The following is an 18,375-nucleotide window of genomic DNA, read 5'->3' as shown; positions in this document are numbered from 1 at the left end:
TTTGATCTCCCCCACAATGAACGCACGATTTATAGGAATTAAACAAATTGTGTTACTTGAGCTTTAGCAATTGCTGTGCCAAGTACGAATTTGCTATCAGTTCTCTTCATTAATTTTGAGATCAAACTCACTTTATTATAAAATTTCTGGGTAATTTTTATAAAAATATATCCATAAAAAACATAGCGATAAAATAAAATTCTTATGCGATAAAAAATACTAAACATACGAAAATCCCTTATCGGAAATTAATGAGCGAGGCGTGAAGTATTCATTTGTTGCACATAAATTTTCTATTTAATCTTAGAGGCGAGATATAAAAAGTATGTAAATTTCTGGAAGACAATGCTTGTATTGATCTGTGATTGCGCATTTCTACTCATTGGATTTGTTTATTTATTACTTGTTTAAAGTAGATGTACTATTTTGGGTCTTTTTTAAGCAATAATATGGATAAAAAGAGTAGTGCACAAAATACAAGCAATTTATTGCACTAAATTTGATCAATCTAAACATATTTTGTTATCCGCCTGTAGTGATCTATTTTTGTACATTCCATTTTTAAAATAACGTTATATAGTAACAATTTAAAGGGTATAAAAATAAAAGTGATGAAAAAAGAAACTTAAAATAAGATTAAAAAGTAAACATATCCAACAAAAAAGAGTAAAAAATGAACACAAGAATCAACTATTTTTTGAACTTTAAATACAAAATAAATGGTAAAAATCCACTAAAAATTAAATTACTTTTTTTATTTTAAACAATAGATTAAGTATAAAAGACGAATTATAAATTTATTAAACAACCCCTACCACATTAATCAAATCCTGCATAGCATATATAAAATAAAATGAACAAAAATATATCTTTTTTACAGATTACTTATACAATTGATGGAAATCCTAGGCCCTGAACAATAACAAGGCACAGGATTTATCGTTTTTATGAGGTTCTTTAAATATGCTAAAAGCACAAAAACTTACATTAGCAGTTCTCATTTCTGCGGCAATAATTTCCTCAGCTCAGGCAAGCGAGCAAAGTGAGGCAAAAGGATTTGTTGAAGATGCGAACGGTTCTATTCTCTTCCGTACAGGTTACATCAACCGTGATAAAAAACAGGGCGCAAAAGATACTAGCTCATTTGCTCAATCAGCAATTGTAAGTATTGATTCTGGCTTTACCCCTGGTATTATTGGTTTCGGTGTTGGCGCTGTGGGTGATGGTTCATTTAAGATCGGTGAAAATAAAAATGCCGGTAACCAAATGATCCCATTACATAATGATGGCTCCGCTTATGATCACTGGGCTCGTGGTGGTGGTAGCGTTAAAGCACGTTTCTCGAATACAACAGTACGTTACGGTACTCAAGTACTCGACCTACCTGTTCTTGCAAGTAATACTGGACGTATGGTTCCTGAATATTTTACAGGTACTTTATTAACTAGCCATGAAATCAAGAATCTTGAAGTTGTTGCTGGTAAATTTACTAAAAACCAAATGTCTGATCAAATCAATACCGATGCTGACGTAAATGGTAAGGGTCTTGATCGTGCAATTGTGTGGGGTGCTAAATACAAGTTTGATGATAATTTAAATGCATCTTACTATGGTTTAGACAGCAAGAATAAGCTTGATCGCCATTATGTAAATGTGAACTTTAAACAGCCATTGGCGAATGACAGTTCATTAACATATGATTTCAGCGGTTATCATACTAAGTTTGATGAAGGTGCTTTTACTTATTCTCAAACTACTGATGATCTATCTAATCGTCAAAATAACATTTGGGCTATCTCTACGGCTTATAATACGGGCCCACATAACATCATGGTTGCTTACCAACAAAACAGCGGTAATGTTGGTTATGACTATGGTCAAAATGCTGACGGCTTCCAAAGTATCTATTTGCCAAACTCTTACATGTCTGACTTCATCGGTAATGATGAAAAATCTGCACAAATCCAGTACAGTCTCGATTTTGGTAAATTAGGTGTATTACCTGGTCTAAACTGGACAACTGCATTTGTATATGGTTGGGACATCAAAGTTAAAAATGTAACTGATGATGCTCAAGAACGTGAGTTCTTTAACCAAGTGAAATACACAGTTCAAAGTGGTTTCGCTAAAGATGCAAGCCTCCGTATCCGTAACTCGTATTATCGTGCAAGCGACTCATACCAAGGTGCGTACATTGGTGATACCAATGAATGGCGTTTATTCCTTGATATTCCTGTGAAATTATTCTAATTCACAAATCTATCAAGCATAAAAAAACCTACGTCTGGTAACAGATGTAGGTTTTTTATTAAGCTCAAAATATCAATTGAGACATTCTGAGCTTATAAATTAAAGCTTATTTAGCAGCTTCAATTGCTTTTAATACTTCGGCTTTAGCAACATCAGCACCTTCCCAACCACTGATTTTTACCCACTTACCTGGTTCTAAATCTTTATAGTGACTGAAGAAATGCTCAACTTGGCTAATCAATAACGGAGGAAGATCTGTATATTCCTTCACATCTTTATAAAGTGGAGATAATTTTTCGTGTGGAACAGCGATTAATTTCGCATCAATACCACCGTCATCTTCCATATTTAATTTGCCCACTGGACGGCAACGAATGACTGAACCAGCAGCAACAGGATGAGGAGTTACAACAAGTACGTCTAATGGGTCGCCATCTTCAGACAAAGTATTTGGAACATAACCATAGTTCGCTGGATAGAACATTGCTGTACCCATGAAACGGTCTACGAACAATGCATCAGAATCTTTATCGATTTCATATTTAATTGGTGCTGCATTTGCAGGAATTTCAATAATGACATAGATGTCATTTGGCGCATCTTTACCTGCTGGGATATTGCTGTAACTCATATCAATACTCTTTCGTTATGAAGTCAGATGTAAAATCCACTCGATTATAGCGTGGATATCATCAAAATGATGCCGATTATACAATGGGCACACGCGAAAGTTGATATGAATGATGACAGAATGACACTCAAGTCAGTTTAATCGTGACCACAAGTAATAAGATTGGACACAATATAGATAAGAACCAAACAATCGAGCGCAAAGTTGCCCAATTACTTAAATAGCAAATACCATAAATAACTCTTAAAATAATATATGCCCAACCTAATCTCAGAATAAAATATTCCGGAACAACCATATATTCAGCCATTAAAATAGCAGTTAAGAATAAAGGTAGGCTTTCAAAGCTATTTTGTTGTACGGCATTAGCGCGAGCAGCAAGGCCTGTTGTTTTAGCCAAAAAAGCTCTTGGGTTTTGATTATCGACGGGCTGAAAACCACCTGTAAATTTTGCAATTACGGTAAATGCGTATGGCAGCAAACATGCCACTAAAATAATATAGATAATGCCGCTGATGCCCTGCATAGTGCCATCCATCACTGAAAATACTGTTGATCATGCTATCATAACATTGCGTTTTTACCTGAAATTTTATGCAATCACTTGTCATCACTGATTAATAGGGCCATGTATGCAACAACCTGATCAAAAAGAATTGTTTGACGTCTTAGACAAGCAAAAACAAAATCAGCTTCAGGTAGACCGTATATTAAAAATCGTATTTCCTATTGTCGCTTTTTTATTGAGTGTGATTTGTGCAAATCTAAATTGGCAATCGACATTGGGCACCTTTGTTATTTTAACAATTACTTTTATTGCAGTCGGTATTAAACGGCTTCCTTTATGGCATTGGTTAATTGTGATTACCCTATATTGCCTAGTAGATAATTATTTAAGTTATGGTCAGCTCGATTTAACTCATTTGCGTTTGCAATTGGGCACAATGCTAGTTTTTGTTGGGATGGTAGGAATTGGTCGTCCTTACATAGACCGCTGGTTTATGAAAAGCCACAACAAAATGTAAAAACAAAAAAAGCGCCCTAAGGCGCTTTTTTATTAACTTTTTAGGCTGGCTTACGTAAGTCCTTACGTAAGATTTTGCCTACGTTTGATTTAGGTAATTCATCCATAAACTCAACATAACGAGGGCGTTTATAACCTGTTAAGTTTTCTTTAGCAAAGTTCAAAATTTCTTCAGTCGTTAAGCTTTGATCTTTTTTCACGATAAAGAGTTTTGGCACTTCACCTGATTTTTCATCAGGAACACCAATTGCTGCAACTTCCAATACTTTTGGATGTTTAGCAATAACTTCTTCGATTTCGCTTGGATAAACGTTAAAGCCAGAAACCAAAATCATATCTTTTTTACGGTCTACAATTTTAGTATATCCACGGCTATCCATAACGCCGATATCACCAGTACGGAAGAAACCGTCTGCAGTCATGACTTTCGCAGTCTCATCAGGACGCTTCCAATAGCCTTTCATGACTTGAGGACCACGAATAGAGATTTCACCTTGCTCACCTAAGGCAACTTCTTTACCGTCATCATCTAAAATAGCAACTTCAGTTAAAGGTAACGGAATACCAATAGTGCCGCTAAATTCAGTAGATGCAGGAGGGTTTGCAGTCGCTACCGGAGAAGTCTCAGACAAACCATAACCTTCAATAATGGTTGTACCAGTAATCTTCTTCCACGCTTCTGCTGTAGAAGGTAGAACTGCCATACCACCGCCCATCGCCATTTTTAAATTGCTATGGTCAAGTTGTTTAAATTCTTCATTGTTTACTAAAGCATTAAATAATGTATTTACTGCTGGGAAGAATGATGGCTGATATTTACGTAATTCATTAATTACCGCTGGTAAATCACGTGGGTTCGGAATCAAGATATTTGCCTGACCTTTATACATACCGTACATCGCGCAAACCATGAACGCAAAAATATGATAAAGCGGTAATGCGCAAACAATACGGTCGCCTTTAGCACCATCATTTGCACCAAATTTACTTTGGAAGATACCATCACACTGTAAAAGGTTGGCAACCAAATTAAGATGTGTTAATTCCGCACCTTTTGAAACACCTGTAGTACCACCCGTATATTGAAGCACGGCAGTATCACTTAAAGTTAAATTTGGACGCTTATAATTACTCGGACTTACTTTATTTAATGCTGTATTAAATTTAACGTACCCTGGAATATTCCAAGCAGGAATTTGCTTACGTACTTTACGTAATACAAAATTTACTAATGTACCTTTAAGCGTACCAAGCATATCTCCTACTGTCGCAACTACAACATGCTTCACAGGAGTTTTACCTAAAATGCTTTGGTAAACACTGGCAAAGTTTTCGATAATCACGAGTACTTCTGAACCCGAGTCATTTAATTGATGCTCAAGCTCACGCGCAGTATAAAGTGGGTTTACATTCACTAATACTAAGCCTGCACGTAACACAGCTAATGCAACTACAGGATATTGCAATACGTTTGGCATCATCACTGCCACACGAGTTCCCTTTGCTAACCCCAAATTTTGCAAATAGGTCGCGAACTTACGGCTTGCAAGTTCCAACTCGTTAAATGACATCGCTTTATCCATAAAGATAAAGGCATCACGAGAACCAAATTTTTGGAAATTACTCTCAAAAATATCAACAAGAGAGGTATTTTCCGCAGGCAATGCTACTGTTTCTGGAATCCCTGTTTTTTGGTATTCTGCAAACCAAATCTTTTCCATAATGCCATTATCTCCGATTCGTAATCCTTAGTAATAACTGTTATTCAATGCCCCAGCTATTCTTTAGCTTCTTGGTGCCAGAACATATTTAAAACTTATTGGCACATTCATGACACTTTCGAACAAGATTATGAGACAGAAGTTTTGACAATTTGACCCTGCCAAATTTTTTGCATGGAGTACAAATTGCGTACTCCAAATTGCTGTCCTTTTAATCGTTATCCAATACCAATAAGTTCAGTTCATTGCTTGAACTTATTGCCATATATAGCGTATTTATGTTGCCCGACGCTAGCTTTATCTCTGAATCAACAGTTTATTTGCTTTTTGATATCCACGTGGTAAGAGGTGACCTTTTGAAGCTCGTTTACCCATGTATTTCTGTAGATCATCACCTTTTAGTTTTAGATGTTGTTGACCTGCAACCACCTGAATTATTTCATCTAAGTTCAGGGTTGTCATGGATAAAATCTGCTCTTTCGCTTCAAGTTGTATCAACTTATTACCTTTACCCTTATTTAAATTTGGCAGTTCTGACAAATCAATAATCAAGAGTCGACCTGCTGAGCTGAGTACAGCCAAATGTGTCATGTTTTGGGCAGATATTAACGGTAGTGCTTTTGACTTTTCAGGTACCGACAAGAAGCTTTTCCCTGCCTTGGCATTGGTATCTAACTGTTTGACTTGAGTTTTAAAACCATAACCTGATGAGCTAGCAGCAATAAGTTCTGACTCTTCATCATCTAAATAGACCTGAATAAACGCAACTCCACTTGCAGGAGCAAGTTTTGAACTTAATGGCTCGCCTAAACCTCTTGCTGATGGCAGACTGCTAATAGGCAAGGCATAACTACGCCCTGTCTCATCGAGGAAATAAATTCGTTGATTGGTTTTACCCACCGCATGACTTAAATATTGGTCACCAGCACGATAGTTTAAATTCTCTGCATCAACATCTGCACCTTTTGCAGCACGAATCCATCCCGCTTCAGATAAAACCACTGTTACTGCTTCAGCCGGCATTAAATCTTGTTCTCTAATTTGAACAGCTTCAGCACGTGCAACAATTGGAGAACGGCGTTCGTCACCAAACTTTTTCGCGTCTTCTTTTAATTCGCCAATAATCAGGTTTTTTAAAGATTCTGGGTTTTCTAATTGCTCACGAATAATCGCTGCTTTTGCTGAGAGCTCATCCTGTTCTTGACGGATTTCCATCTCTTCAAGTTTTGCTAAATGGCGTAACTTGAGTTCTAAAATTGCTTCTGCTTGTATCTCATCAATTTTGAAATGGTCCATCAATACAGGTTTAGGCTGATCTTCTTCACGAATAATACGAATAACTGTATCAATATCGAGATAAGCAATTAAAAGGCCTGCCAAAATATGCAGGCGTTTTTCAATTCGGTTTAAATGATATTCCAAACGGCGAGTAACCGTTTTTTTACGGATCTCAATCCACTCAAGCAAGATACGTCGAATCGACTTAACCTGAGGACGACCATCCTCACCAATCATGTTTAAATTAACGCGGTAGCTTGATTCTAAATCGGTAGTAGCAAATAAGTGGCTCATCACCGCTTCAGCATCAATACGGTTAGAACGAAGTACAATCACGAGTCGTGTTGGGTTTTCATGATCCGACTCGTCACGCACATCCACCACTAATGGTAGCTTTTTGGCCTGCATTTGGTCGGCAATTTGAGTGATCACCTTAGAACCCGATACTTGATACGGCAATTCGGTAATCACGATTTCATTTTTTTCGATGGTATAAACCGCTCGCATGCGGTAACTACCACGTCCAGTCGTCTGGATTTTGAGTAATTCTTCAGGCGGAGTAATAATTTCAGCTTTGGTTGGTAAATCTGGCGCTGGAATATATTCAGCCAATTTCTCGTCTGATGTTTGCGGATTACGAATTAAGGCAATTGTTCCTTTAATCACTTCACGCAAATTATGTGGCGGAATATCAGTCGCCATACCAACCGCAATACCAGTTGTACCATTCAGCAGAATATTAGGAACTCGTGCTGGCAAGGTAATCGGTTCTTTTAATGAACCGTCAAAGTTATCTTGCCATTCACTCGTGCCTTGTCCTAACTCACTTAGTAATAACTCACTGTAGGCAGAAAGTTTTGCCTCGGTATAACGCATCGCAGCAAACGATTTAGGATCATCTGGTGAACCCCAGTTCCCTTGACCTTCAATCAAAGGATAGCGATAACTAAACGGCTGAGCCATCAACACCATGGCTTCATAACATGCCGAATCACCATGCGGATGATATTTACCTAGTACGTCACCTACAGTACGGGCCGATTTTTTTGGCTTACCACTGCTTTTTAAGCCCAACTCGCTCATGGCGTAGACAATACGGCGCTGTACAGGTTTTAAGCCATCACTGATATGTGGCAATGCACGGTCCATAATGACGTACATGGCATAATTCAGGTAAGCCTGTTCAGTAAATTCGGCTACAGAGCGGTTTTCTGTCGCTTGATGCGCAAGGCTGGTCATAGTCAGCTTATCTTCCAAATCAGTCGTTATTTTAAGTGAGTCTTATGCTAAGTGGGCTATGTTACAGACACAAGAGGGACTCTGTCACCTGAGCGTCAAATTATGTCTCATCTCTCTATATTTTTAGTTACTTGCTATAAAGTTAGGCAAAACTAGAGGCCTATCGACTCTAGTCTTTTACCTTGGGTTTCTTCACCTAATATTAAAATTACAGCTGCAACCAAAAGTAAAACAATAGTAAACATCATAAAAACATGGCTAAACCCATTTTTGGAAACCATCATATGAGTGACGACTATCGGCGCCAAAATTCCACCTAAACGGCCCATTGCCGATGCCCAGCCCGAACCAAAAGCCCGAATGTTGGCTGGATATTGCTCTGGTGTATAGGTATATAACACTCCCCATGCACCCAAATTAAAGAAGGACATGAGACAACCCCAAAACATAATGCTGTTTACACTGTCGGCTTGTCCAAAGAAATATGCAGACAAGGCACAAAAACCGATAAATGCAGCGAGTGTAATTTTTCTACCCAATCTCTCTACAAACCATGCCGCTGCCAAGTAGCCTGGTAGCTGCGCCAAAATCATAAGCAAAACATATTCAAAAGATTTAACGATGTCATAGCCCTGTTTCACTAATAAACTTGGCAGCCACGTAAAGATCCCGTAGTAGGAATACACAATTCCAAACCAGATGAGCCAAAGCATTAAGCTTCTGCGAGCAAATTGACCACTCCAAAGTTGTTTAAAAGAGACTTTTTGTCGCATGGCTACAGGCACGACTTCAATATGGTGAACAATTTGAACGCCTGCTTGAGCTTCTAATTTTTGAACCAATGCATGTGCTTCTTCAACACGTCCACGGTTAATCAGGTAAGGTATGGATTCAGGGAGTTTTTTCCAAATTACTAAAATATAAATCAGTGGGAGGCCACCCATAAGAAATGCAATGTGCCAACCAAATTTAGGAATAATAAAATAAGAAATGAGTGCAGCAACTAACCAGCCTAAACCCCAAAAACTTTCGAGGAGGACAATAAAACGACCACGTACATGTGCAGGTATATATTCACTCACCAATGTCACTGCAACGGGTAACTGTCCACCAAGTCCAAGACCAACAATAAAACGAAAAATTAATAACCACTTTAAGTCTGGAGCAAAGGCACATAAGGCAGTCGCAATGCTATAGATCGCCATGGTTATAGCAAATATTGTCTTGCGGCCAAAGCGGTCTGCTAAAGCTCCTGAGCAAACAGCTCCAATAGCCATCCCTACAAAACCAATACTTACAATCCAACCGCTTTCTGCTGGCGTTAATGCCCAGTCTTTAACAAGCGTTGTCATGATAAAAGCAATGATACCGGTGTCCATCGCATCAAACATCCAACCTAAACCAACCACCCACAGTAATGTGTAGTGAAATTTGCCAATTGGAAGATTTTGTATACGTGAAACCAGATCCATAGGAAAAACTCTACTGGAAAAAATAAGTGAGCAAGACAATATATTTAATTGTTATATCATGCTCACATCGAATTCTGCATGATTAATGTTCGTCAGTTGAAGAAGCCGATTCTGCATCATCATCTTTATAAATAAATTTAGGCATTTCTAAGCCAAAATAGATCGCAATCAGACGCAAGGTAAAGCCAAAAATTAAAGTTGAAATGACTGTTAACTCTAGGCTTAATCCTAAATCCTGACAAACCCAGTAACAGATGACTGCCACAAAAGAGATACTCGCATAGAGTTCTCGGCGGAAAACGAACGGGACATCGTTACATAAAATATCACGTAAAATACCGCCAGATACTCCAGTCAACACCCCTGCTACTGCCGACACGACAAAACCATGTCCCATTTGTAGGGCAATCTGACAACCAATGATCGTAAAACCAATCAAGCCTAATGCATCGAGCACCAAAAAGATGTTATGTAAATGACGCATCCATTTGGCAATAATAATCGTGACAAATGCAGCACAACAGGTCAGAACTAAGTATTCCGGATGTTTTACCCAAGTTAAAGGATAGTGGCCAAGCAATACATCTCGCACCGAACCACCACCTAAAGCAGTCACACAGGCAATCAGTACGACACCGAACCAGTCCATACTCCGTCGACCAGCAGACAATGCACCTGTCATGGCTTCCGCAGTAATCGCAATAATATAAATAACGGTGAGTAACATTGCCCTTTCCCTCAGGCCAAACAGTGGGCGTATTTTAAGATAAACTTACAGAAATTGTGCACAGCATTGCTTAAATTTTTTTCCTGAACCACATATACAAGGTTGTTTCATTGTGACGTGCATATCGACCGTTGGGTCGAGGAAAAACCATTTTTGCTGGTGATAAACAAAATGTGAAACCTCATGATGAATTTGGGCTTTTTGTCCATCATGATAGTGAGCCTTAAACTCAACCTGTGCGTGGGTTTTATCTAATTTTTCGTTGGCATTAACCACCTCTAAACCCAACCATTGATTTTGTTTGCTCCACTCTGCGATGGCATCTTTATCTAGTGCTGTTTGCTGACCTAAAGCAGTCGTTTGCACAATATAATCGATTTGCTGTAATGCAAAAGCGCTATAACGTGAACGCATAAGCTGCTCTGCCGTTAGTGCTTTGGCTGTGCCTAAATGTAAAGGCTCACAACATTGTGTATAGCTGCCTTTTCCACATGGACAAGTTTGTTGGATCATTTGGTGTTTCTCAAATAAAAAATAGCTCAGAGTTGAGCTATTTTATGATGTTTCTAGACTTAAAACGTCATTTAATCTTTTGATTCATCTTGCTCGATAGAAACAATATGAACTTTCTCAATTTTATGACCTTCCATCGTAATCACTTCAAAGCGATAACCGTCTGCCTCAACAGCTTCACCATTTTCCGGTAAACGGCCTAAATGGAATAACAGGTAGCCCGATAAAGTTGAATACTGTTCACTTTCGTCAACGAGATCACGACCTAATAAAAGTGATACATGGCGAATATCAGTTGAACCTTCAAGCATTAATGAACCGTCTGCCAAGCTTTCAGCAGCAGCGTCTAACTCATCTTCATCAGGGAATTCACCAGCAATCGCTTCTAAGATATCAATTGGTGTTGCGATACCTTCGATGGAACCATATTCATTTAATACGATCGCCATTTGTAAAGGTGCTTGACGCAATTGCTCCATCACCATAAGCACTTGAGCATTTTCATGCACAATCACAGGTTCACGTAGATGCTTTTGGAAATCAATTACACCTGTTTCAATAAAGTTGTTTAAAACTTTATGCGTAAGTGCAATACCCTCAATATTATCAAGTTCACCGCGTGCAACGATCAAACGAGAATGTGTCATCGACATTAAACGTTCTTTTAAAACTTCAGGTTCATCGTCTAAGTCAATCCACTCAAGTTCAGGGCGTGGAGTCATAACAGATTTTACAGGACGCTCTGATAAACCAAGCACACCTTGTACAAGCACACTGTGATAAGCACCATTTTCTTCGTCAAAAACTTCATCAGCAAAAGCTTGCGTCGCTAATACATCTTCTTTATCAGAAGATTGAGTATCTGAAGAACTACTATTTTTACTGCCTAACATACGTAAAACCGCAGAGGCAGTGCGATAACGTAAATCTGTAGTGGTAACTAGCTTTTCCTGATTGCGACGCATGCTCTGATTGATAACTTCTACCAAAACCGAGAAGCCAATTGCAGCATATAAATAGCCCTTCGGAATATGGAAACCAAAGCCTTCCACCACCAAAGAGAAACCGATCATCATCAAGAAGCCAAGACACAGAATGACAACTGTTGGATGTTTATTGACGAAGTCCATGAGTGGTTTTGATGCCCACAACATGATTCCGACAGCAATAACAACCGCAACCATCATCACTGACAGCTCTTTCACCATACCTACAGCTGTAATCACACTGTCTAACGAGAATACAGCATCAAGCACAACAATCTGGACAATAACCATCCAGAATGCAGCATGAACAGGATTATCTTCTTTATGAAGTTGTTTTCCTTCCATCCGTTCATGCAATTCCATGGTGCCTTTAAATAATAAGAACACACCACCGAATAACAAAATCAGATCACGACCAGAGAAAGGATGGTCAAAAATATGGAAAAGTGGTTCAGTTAGTGTCACAACCCAAGCAATCGAGGCTAAGAGTATAAGACGCATTCCCAAGGCGAGCACCAAACCGACTATACGTGCTTTAGCTCGTTGCTCGGGCGGCAATTTCTCAGCCAAGATTGCGATAAAAACGAGGTTATCGATCCCCAATACAATTTCAAGAACGATTAAAGTTGCTAAACCCACCCAAGCAGAGGGATCAGACATCCATTCAAAGATCATTGATCCTGCTCCTGTGTTGTTTGAATTTTATCTTTATTTGGCAACACAACAGGCGCGCCTATACAAAGGGGGGAAAATGTTTTTTTAAGACAAGAAATTAAAACGGAGCGACTACAACCACTACCCATATTTGTTCATATGTTGTTAAACGATTTTTTAGTATAGGCAAGATTTAACATAAATTCATCATTTTTATTTGTACATAACCAGCATTCACCAAACCCATACAAAACATGAATCTTTCTTATAAATCTGCTTATAAAGTTGTCATATCTTTTGCTTAGTGTAGACAAGAAATATGAACGTGATAAGGTGAAAATAAAGCAATGAATAGCGTATTAACAATGGCAGTAAATGATTCACCAATAACAGCTGTAAAAACAAAACAACCTCTTATTGCATTATATTGTGGTTCACGTGCAGGAAATAACCCAATCTACCGAGAAAAAGCAATTGAACTTGCTCACGGAATTGCTGAACAAGGCTTCGGTTTAGTCTATGGCGGTGCAAGTATCGGTTTAATGGGACAAGTCGCAGATAGCGTTCTCGCAAATGGTGGAGAGGCTGTCGGGGTGATCCCTGAATTTATGCTTGATTATGAAGTCGCACATGCAGGACTAACTGAATTACATGTCGTAGAAACCATGCACGAACGCAAAGCCATGATGGCAGAGCGCGCAAGTGCATTTATTGCGTTACCGGGTGGTCTAGGAACATTTGAAGAAATATTGGAAATAGCCACTTGGGGCCAACTCAACCAACATCAAAAGCCGATGATTTTATATAACGTAAATGGCTTTTATAATGCATTGATCGCCCAATTAGACCATGCAGTTCAAGAAGGTTTCCTTCCCCTTCAGCACCGAGCTAAATTAATTGTATGCGAAGAGGTCGATCAAATTTATAACGTCATTAAAAACTTAAAAATGCCAAAAAGATTTGTTGTCTAGTTGTCCCCCTACTCTATTTAAAAAAGCGGTTCTGCCGCTTTTTTTGTTTTAACTATTTTCACCGTTGCCTTCATAAGCACTTAGATTTTGTAAAGAGGTATTCAACATTGACTTACTTCTTTTAAATTCAATTTGTTTTACACTAGATCAAAACGTTAATTTTTAAATGTTATGAATGCCACGCCGACTCACCAAGCCTTGCAACCCGAATATCGCTTACTCGTTCTTTTGGTTTCTATTGGCTTTTTTATGCAGGCCTTGGACACAACGATTGTAAATACCGCTATTCCTGCAATGGCTCATCATCTCAATGAAGATCCTTTACGCATGCACAGCGTAGTGGTGGCCTATGTATTATCGGTTGCCGCTTGTATTCCTTTAAGTGGCTGGTTAGCAGACCGCTTTGGTGTCAGAAGTATTTTCTTGTCGGCAATCGTCATTTTTACTCTGGCTTCTTTAGGATGTGGACTTTCACAAAGTCTCAATGAACTCTTATTTTTCCGCGTTATCCAAGGTGTGGGCGGCGCCTTACTACTTCCTGTAGGTCGACTATCACTTTTAAAAATTATTCCTCGAACTCAATTTTTAGCTGCAATGAGTCTAATGAGCCTTGCAGGTTTACTCGGACCGTTGGCGGGCCCAACTTTAGGTGGCTGGTTAGTTGAAGTTGCAACTTGGCATTGGATTTTCCTGATTAATATTCCTATGGGCATACTTGGCATATTAATGACACTAAAAGTCATGCCAAATGTAAAAGAACCCTCAGTCAAAACATTCGATTTGGGTGGCTTTATCTTATTAGTCGTGGCCATGATTGGATGGTCTTTAGGGATAGAACACCTAGCCTCACCTGAATATTCAAAATGGTTTAGCATTTCATTATTAGTCGTCGGAATAATCGCAACACTTTGGTATGCCTATCATTCACATACTCATCAAAATGCATTATTCCGCAGCCGACTCTTTAGAAACAAAATTTATGCGATTGGTATTTTAGGTAATTTCTTTGCTCGCTTTGGTGGTAATGCTTTGCCTTTTGTTTTACCACTCATGCTACAAGTTGCTTTTGGTTTTGAACCCTTTATTGCAGGTTTAATGATGATTCCCTTGGTCTTGGGTTCATTATTTTCAAAGCCAATTGTCAGACCTATTATTCAGAAAATTGGCTATCGACGTTTTTTACTCATCAACACAACACTTGTTGGATTATGTATTGCCTCTTTTGCAATCATGACCGTCGATACTCCAACTTGGTTTAGAGCCTTACACTTTTTCTTATTTGGCACATTAAATTCACTGCAATTTGTTGGCATGAACACATTGACCTTGAAAGATTTGCCTCAACAAGATGCAAGTAGCGGTAATAGTTTTCTATCAATGATCATGATGCTATCAATGAGTATTGGCGTGGCACTGGCAGGGACACTCATTAACGTATTTACCAATTATTATGGCCCAGCTTATGTAACCACTGCATTCCATGTCACTTTAATTTGCCTCGGTTGTATCAATGTCATTACTGCATTTATTTTCTGGCAAATTCCAAAGGATACGCCTGTATAAGCAGTTGCATTTTTAGCATGGTTTCTCGCTCGCGAATCACGCTATGATGTCGACTTCAAATTTTAACGAGTTTTGAATGAGCAAACTGGCTAAAACTTTTTTCACATCACGGCACAATACCCTAATCGGAATTGGCTTAGCTTGTGTTATGGGAGTCTTAGCTTATTTTGGTCTGTTCTATCAACAAAAAGCAGTTGCGCAGGACTATCCGGTGCAAGGGTTCGATGTTTCTCATCATCAAGGTGATATTAACTGGAAAAAAATATCACCGGAAAAATTCCAATTCGTCTATTTAAAAGCGACCGAAGGCGGCGATTACAAAGATTCAAAATTTCAGGAAAACTGGCTCAAGGCACGTGAACATGGGTTTCATGTAGGTGCTTATCATTTTTATCGTCTATGCCGTGATGGAAAAACACAAGCGGATAACTTTATTGCGACTGTACCCAACAAAGCCGATGCCCTTCCTCCTGTTATCGATCTAGAATATGACGGTAACTGTATTAATGCGCACACCAAAGAACAATTACTTAAAGAAATAGGCATCATGCATGATCGCTTAAAACAGCATTATGGCAAACAGCCCATCTTTTATATTTCCAAAACTTTTTACCACATTGTATTAATAGGAAGTTTCCCTAATACACCACTTTGGGTCAGAGATTACGAAGGAAAACCTGAGCTGAAAGACAAAAGAAAATGGCTCTTTTGGCAGCATAGTAATCAAGGTAAAATTGAAGGCATGACAAAACCAGTAGACTTAAATGTTTATGAGGGTTCAGTCAAAGAATGGCATCATTTTTTACAGCAGCAAGGCATCGTGAAAGCACAATAATATGCGCAAAATCATTCATATCGATATGGATGCCTTTTATGCATCGGTCGAATTGCGAGAGCGTCCTGATCTAAAGCATCTTCCCGTCGTTATTTCTTCGCATCATCCGCGAGCTGTGATTGCTGCTGCCTCCTACCCTGCCCGTGAATTTGGTTTGCGTTCTGCTATGTCGATGAGTCAGGCAAGAAAACTATGTCCTCAAGTTGTCATTATTGAACCAAATTTTGAAAAATACCGTACGGTTTCCGCTCAAATTCACTCAATCTTTCAGCAATATACGCTACTTATTGAACCTTTATCTTTAGATGAAGCCTATTTGGATGTCACTGAAAATCTAAAACAAATTGCGAGTGCAACTGAAGTTGCCATGCAAATTCGGGAAGATATTTTTCGATTAACTGGGCTTACTGCATCGGCTGGGGTAGCACCAAATAAATTTTTTGCAAAAATTGCTTCGGATTGGAACAAACCTAATGGCTTATGTGTAATCAAACCTTCGCAAGTTGCTACTTTTATTCAAGACCTTCCGCTTAAAAAGATTCCAGGCGTGGGTAAAGTCACTCAGGAAAAATTACAACAGCTTCAGCTACATACTTTAGGTGACTTACAAAAAATTGAAGAAGCTGTTTTGGTTCACCACTTTGGTAAATATGGACAACAACTCTATCTATATGCTCAGGGCATTGACCATAGACCTGTTCAAGCTGAAAGAGCTCGCCAACAAATTTCGAAAGAGACCACTTTTGACAGTGATTTTACTTTGGCTCAATGTCAGCCCTATTGGCAGGGATTAGCTGAAAAAGTCTGGCAAACCCTAGAGAAAAAGCAACTCAATGCACGTGGTGTGAATATCAAACTTAAACTCAAGAATTTTCAGACTCTACAACATAGTAAAAGCTTTAAAAGACCGATCCAGTCGCTACAGGACCTAATCCAAGTTTTATTTTTATTGTTAAATGAAATGCAGATACCCGAACATTTCCAGTTTCGCCTGATTGGTATAGGCGTTTATCAATTACAAACGCAAGCCGATGACTTCCAACTTAACCTCTGGTGACTGATTAATTTTTACCCGAAAGAGCAACTTTTGAACAAAATAGGCTCCCTTTTACTCAAACTTTAGAGTAACCTAATCAACGCATATTCATTACCCATGTATTTGCAACATGCCAAAGCAACCTTTACTTTCGGCATATCGTCCTGTGATTGGCGTGACGACCAAATCCGAATATTGCAGGGCTCTTCTGATACATGGCTTAGATATCCCTTCCTCACAATAATCTACTGAAATTCTTTTCTACTTGCTTGCACCGACCTAGCAACTCTTCATAAAATCAAAACTATTAAATAAAGCCACTTTAGAGCATTTTTATGACGGTAAAGCGTTTACACGTTACTTCACGCTACTGCGAAGTTGCGATTTCAGGTAATTTGGTACACCTAGCTGGGCAACTCGCCGATGATACAAGCGCAGATGTCACAGGGCAGACTCAACAAACTTTAGATAATATTGACCGTCTATTGGCAGAAGCTGGAACTGATAAAACCCATATTCTTTCTGTCATGATTTTTTTAAAAGATATTGAAAAAGATTATGCAGCAATGAATGCGGTTTGGGATGGATGGATTAGCGAAGGGAACCCACCAGCACGTACATGTGTAGAATCAAAACTCTATGCACCCGATGTACTTGTAGAAATGACGGTTGTTGCGGTACTTCCATAATTTTTATAATTATAAATCCATGTAAAATTGAGCAATATCTTAGGTGATATTGCTCAATTTTTTAGTAATTTTAAAATTTTGAATTTCAGCATCTTATTAAGATATTCTTAAATGAGCTCTCAGATTAGTTGCGCTAATGTCGAATTTTTAAGGCTTCACAAAAGCATTTGACATTCTTTCTAGCTGGGGTGTCGCATGCAAAGTTGCTAATTCTGATTCAGGACTCAATAAGTCTCTTCTTAAGTCATGATAATCAGGCACACTACTATAATGAAGCACACGATAGCCAGCCAATTGTAATAGGCGACGCTCATATTGTTGATGCGCTCGGCGTAAACCGTTTTCCCCTAGAACAACGACTACAATTACCTGATAATTTTGATCAAGCACAACAAAATCAGCTGACATATTTTGATATTTACGACGTGTATGCGCGTATTTTGTAGTTAGAAGTGCATCAAAAGATACATGCGCTAATACGGTAAATTTGGGCAAAACAGTTTGTAGTCTGGTTAAGGTCATTTGCTCATGGCTAGTTAACACTGCACGGCGCTTTAAAGCACTATCATGTTGATGCCTTCGTGACAGACTTTTCACTGCCATAACAACAACCAGAAATAATAATAAGATCGTGATTAAATAATACATGGGCCTAATCCTTTAAGTTTTTTATAATGATTTTGCTAGATCACACTTTGTTTTAATTGATAACGACACAGCCGTTTTTTAAAAGGTTCACTTAGTAATTTCACTTGTAGTTATCAAGCTTGGCTTAAATTTAGCCAC

The 18,375-nt window shown here is 38.6% G+C and carries 17 protein-coding genes and 1 pseudogene; 7 read left to right on the top strand and 11 right to left on the bottom strand.

The annotated features are described in order from the left end of the window. Window positions 1-38 precede the first annotated feature (38 nt). Window positions 39-227 carry a hypothetical protein gene (locus tag J655_RS18810; protein WP_002121272.1) on the bottom strand — a complete coding sequence of 63 codons (189 nt, stop codon included), beginning with the start codon at window positions 225-227 and terminating at the stop codon, window positions 39-41. A gap of 736 nt (window positions 228-963) precedes the next feature. Between J655_RS18810 and J655_RS18805 the strand changes: the two genes are divergently transcribed. Beyond that, a complete protein-coding gene (locus J655_RS18805) occupies window positions 964-2,250 on the top strand; it encodes an OprD family outer membrane porin (RefSeq protein WP_002121245.1) in 1,287 nt (428 codons plus the stop codon). Between the two features lie 106 nt (window positions 2,251-2,356). Here J655_RS18805 and ppa read toward each other — a convergent pair whose 3' ends face one another. Together ppa and J655_RS18795 are read right to left on the bottom strand one after the other, a co-directional pair. Then, window positions 2,357-2,881 (bottom strand): inorganic diphosphatase, encoded by a 525-nt coding sequence (gene ppa, locus J655_RS18800; RefSeq protein WP_002121243.1) that lies wholly within the window; start codon window positions 2,879-2,881, stop codon window positions 2,357-2,359. 127 nt (window positions 2,882-3,008) lie between these two features. Next, complete coding sequence (locus J655_RS18795; RefSeq protein ID WP_005065682.1) at window positions 3,009-3,407, bottom strand: MAPEG family protein; 399 nt, start codon at window positions 3,405-3,407, stop codon at window positions 3,009-3,011. Window positions 3,408-3,513: 106 nt separating this feature from the next. Between J655_RS18795 and J655_RS18790 the strand changes: the two genes are divergently transcribed. Next, window positions 3,514-3,906 carry a hypothetical protein gene (locus J655_RS18790; protein ID WP_005065679.1) on the top strand — a complete coding sequence of 131 codons (393 nt, stop codon included), beginning with the start codon at window positions 3,514-3,516 and terminating at the stop codon, window positions 3,904-3,906. A gap of 40 nt (window positions 3,907-3,946) precedes the next feature. Here J655_RS18790 and J655_RS18785 read toward each other — a convergent pair whose 3' ends face one another. The 6 genes from J655_RS18785 to J655_RS18760 form a co-directional block, all read right to left on the bottom strand. Next, entirely contained in the window at window positions 3,947-5,626 is a 1,680-nt protein-coding gene (locus J655_RS18785) for a long-chain-fatty-acid--CoA ligase (protein WP_002121274.1), read from the bottom strand. A gap of 297 nt (window positions 5,627-5,923) precedes the next feature. Continuing rightward, window positions 5,924-8,143 carry a DNA topoisomerase IV subunit A gene (parC, locus tag J655_RS18780; protein ID WP_005079495.1) on the bottom strand — a complete coding sequence of 740 codons (2,220 nt, stop codon included), beginning with the start codon at window positions 8,141-8,143 and terminating at the stop codon, window positions 5,924-5,926. Window positions 8,144-8,295: 152 nt separating this feature from the next. After that, window positions 8,296-9,615: an MFS transporter gene (locus J655_RS18775; protein ID WP_005804015.1), complete on the bottom strand. Its 1,320-nt coding sequence runs from the start codon at window positions 9,613-9,615 to the stop codon at window positions 8,296-8,298. A gap of 82 nt (window positions 9,616-9,697) precedes the next feature. Continuing rightward, window positions 9,698-10,342, bottom strand: a complete 645-nt coding sequence (locus J655_RS18770; protein ID WP_002121256.1) for a trimeric intracellular cation channel family protein — start codon at window positions 10,340-10,342, stop codon at window positions 9,698-9,700. Between the two features lie 45 nt (window positions 10,343-10,387). Then, on the bottom strand, window positions 10,388-10,855 hold the full coding sequence (locus J655_RS18765; protein ID WP_005804012.1) for a YchJ family protein: 468 nt from the start codon (window positions 10,853-10,855) through the stop codon (window positions 10,388-10,390). Between the two features lie 71 nt (window positions 10,856-10,926). After that, complete coding sequence (locus J655_RS18760) at window positions 10,927-12,516, bottom strand: TerC family protein (protein ID WP_005804011.1); 1,590 nt, start codon at window positions 12,514-12,516, stop codon at window positions 10,927-10,929. 326 nt (window positions 12,517-12,842) lie between these two features. Between J655_RS18760 and J655_RS18755 the strand changes: the two genes are divergently transcribed. From J655_RS18755 to dinB, 4 genes are all read left to right on the top strand, one after another. Beyond that, window positions 12,843-13,466: a TIGR00730 family Rossman fold protein gene (locus J655_RS18755; RefSeq protein WP_005804010.1), complete on the top strand. Its 624-nt coding sequence runs from the start codon at window positions 12,843-12,845 to the stop codon at window positions 13,464-13,466. A gap of 171 nt (window positions 13,467-13,637) precedes the next feature. Continuing rightward, on the top strand, window positions 13,638-15,029 hold the full coding sequence (gene mdtD, locus J655_RS18750; protein WP_005804008.1) for a multidrug transporter subunit MdtD: 1,392 nt from the start codon (window positions 13,638-13,640) through the stop codon (window positions 15,027-15,029). Window positions 15,030-15,105: 76 nt separating this feature from the next. Next, window positions 15,106-15,864: a GH25 family lysozyme gene (locus tag J655_RS18745; protein ID WP_005804007.1), complete on the top strand. Its 759-nt coding sequence runs from the start codon at window positions 15,106-15,108 to the stop codon at window positions 15,862-15,864. Between the two features lies 1 nt (window position 15,865). Continuing rightward, window positions 15,866-16,921: a DNA polymerase IV gene (dinB, locus tag J655_RS18740; RefSeq protein WP_032052764.1), complete on the top strand. Its 1,056-nt coding sequence runs from the start codon at window positions 15,866-15,868 to the stop codon at window positions 16,919-16,921. A 58-nt stretch (window positions 16,922-16,979) separates the two neighbouring features. Here the strand turns inward: dinB and J655_RS25585 are convergent. Then, a pseudogene (locus J655_RS25585) lies at window positions 16,980-17,042 on the bottom strand (hypothetical protein); the annotation flags it as partial. A gap of 193 nt (window positions 17,043-17,235) precedes the next feature. On the opposite strand from J655_RS25585, the gene J655_RS18735 reads away from it, so the two are divergent. Then, window positions 17,236-17,589 (top strand): RidA family protein, encoded by a 354-nt coding sequence (locus J655_RS18735; protein WP_005804002.1) that lies wholly within the window; start codon window positions 17,236-17,238, stop codon window positions 17,587-17,589. Window positions 17,590-17,736: 147 nt separating this feature from the next. On the opposite strand, the gene J655_RS18730 is transcribed toward J655_RS18735, so the two are convergent. After that, window positions 17,737-18,237: a DUF2726 domain-containing protein gene (locus tag J655_RS18730; protein ID WP_002121669.1), complete on the bottom strand. Its 501-nt coding sequence runs from the start codon at window positions 18,235-18,237 to the stop codon at window positions 17,737-17,739. Window positions 18,238-18,375 lie beyond the last annotated feature (138 nt).

Origin of the sequence: Acinetobacter sp. 1294243 (genome assembly GCF_000588015.1) — a bacterium.
Classification (GTDB): domain Bacteria; phylum Pseudomonadota; class Gammaproteobacteria; order Pseudomonadales; family Moraxellaceae; genus Acinetobacter; species Acinetobacter pittii.
Note: the sequence above shows the minus strand (reverse complement) of the source record. Positions and strands in the feature narration are given on the sequence as shown.

What these genes read in the sequence shown, in the direction of transcription:
- J655_RS18730 (WP_002121669.1), bottom strand. Translation starts at nt 18,237, where the DNA reads ATGTATTATTTAATCACGATCTTATTATTATTTCTGGTTGTTGTTATG.
- mdtD (WP_005804008.1), top strand. Translation starts at nt 13,638, where the DNA reads ATGAATGCCACGCCGACTCACCAAGCCTTGCAACCCGAATATCGCTTA.
- J655_RS18785 (WP_002121274.1), bottom strand. Translation starts at nt 5,626, where the DNA reads ATGGAAAAGATTTGGTTTGCAGAATACCAAAAAACAGGGATTCCAGAA.
- J655_RS18770 (WP_002121256.1), bottom strand. Translation starts at nt 10,342, where the DNA reads ATGTTACTCACCGTTATTTATATTATTGCGATTACTGCGGAAGCCATG.
- J655_RS18790 (WP_005065679.1), top strand. Translation starts at nt 3,514, where the DNA reads ATGCAACAACCTGATCAAAAAGAATTGTTTGACGTCTTAGACAAGCAA.
- J655_RS18810 (WP_002121272.1), bottom strand. Translation starts at nt 227, where the DNA reads ATGTTTAGTATTTTTTATCGCATAAGAATTTTATTTTATCGCTATGTT.
- J655_RS18755 (WP_005804010.1), top strand. Translation starts at nt 12,843, where the DNA reads ATGAATAGCGTATTAACAATGGCAGTAAATGATTCACCAATAACAGCT.
- J655_RS18775 (WP_005804015.1), bottom strand. Translation starts at nt 9,615, where the DNA reads ATGGATCTGGTTTCACGTATACAAAATCTTCCAATTGGCAAATTTCAC.
- J655_RS18735 (WP_005804002.1), top strand. Translation starts at nt 17,236, where the DNA reads ATGACGGTAAAGCGTTTACACGTTACTTCACGCTACTGCGAAGTTGCG.
- dinB (WP_032052764.1), top strand. Translation starts at nt 15,866, where the DNA reads ATGCGCAAAATCATTCATATCGATATGGATGCCTTTTATGCATCGGTC.
- J655_RS18760 (WP_005804011.1), bottom strand. Translation starts at nt 12,516, where the DNA reads ATGATCTTTGAATGGATGTCTGATCCCTCTGCTTGGGTGGGTTTAGCA.
- J655_RS18805 (WP_002121245.1), top strand. Translation starts at nt 964, where the DNA reads ATGCTAAAAGCACAAAAACTTACATTAGCAGTTCTCATTTCTGCGGCA.
- parC (WP_005079495.1), bottom strand. Translation starts at nt 8,143, where the DNA reads ATGACCAGCCTTGCGCATCAAGCGACAGAAAACCGCTCTGTAGCCGAA.
- ppa (WP_002121243.1), bottom strand. Translation starts at nt 2,881, where the DNA reads ATGAGTTACAGCAATATCCCAGCAGGTAAAGATGCGCCAAATGACATC.
- J655_RS18745 (WP_005804007.1), top strand. Translation starts at nt 15,106, where the DNA reads ATGAGCAAACTGGCTAAAACTTTTTTCACATCACGGCACAATACCCTA.
- J655_RS18765 (WP_005804012.1), bottom strand. Translation starts at nt 10,855, where the DNA reads ATGATCCAACAAACTTGTCCATGTGGAAAAGGCAGCTATACACAATGT.
- J655_RS18795 (WP_005065682.1), bottom strand. Translation starts at nt 3,407, where the DNA reads ATGCAGGGCATCAGCGGCATTATCTATATTATTTTAGTGGCATGTTTG.